Here is a 297-nt window from a genome sequence, read left to right as displayed (position 1 = left end):
TTGTTGTGCACCACCAGCCCGGCGCCGGGTTGTGGGCCGTCCAACAGGTTGGCGGCGGCGTCGTAGGCGAAGGTTTCGCGCTGGCCGTGCAGGCTGTCCTGGCTGGCGATGATGCGGCCGGTGGCGTCGTAGTGCAGCAGTTGGCGGTGTTGCGCGGCGGGTTGTTGGTCGAGTTTGCCGATCAGGTTGTCGGCGGGGTCGTACTCGAAATGTTTCTGCACGGCGGCCGGCATCAGCGATGGCTGGCTGGTGTGTCGGCGTTGGCGTGAGCGTAAGCGCCCGCTGCGGTCGTATTCG

The 297-nt window shown here is 66.7% G+C and carries 1 protein-coding gene; it reads right to left on the bottom strand.

All coding sequences use genetic code 11. The annotated features are described in order from the left end of the window. The coding region (locus tag AACY49_RS31470; protein WP_339528275.1) for a hypothetical protein at window positions 1-297 on the bottom strand (297 nt) is incomplete at both ends.

Source organism: Pseudomonas sp. EL_65y_Pfl2_R96 (genome assembly GCF_963970905.1).
In the GTDB taxonomy this organism is placed as follows: domain Bacteria; phylum Pseudomonadota; class Gammaproteobacteria; order Pseudomonadales; family Pseudomonadaceae; genus Aquipseudomonas.
This window is presented reverse-complemented; position numbering and strand designations above follow the sequence as displayed.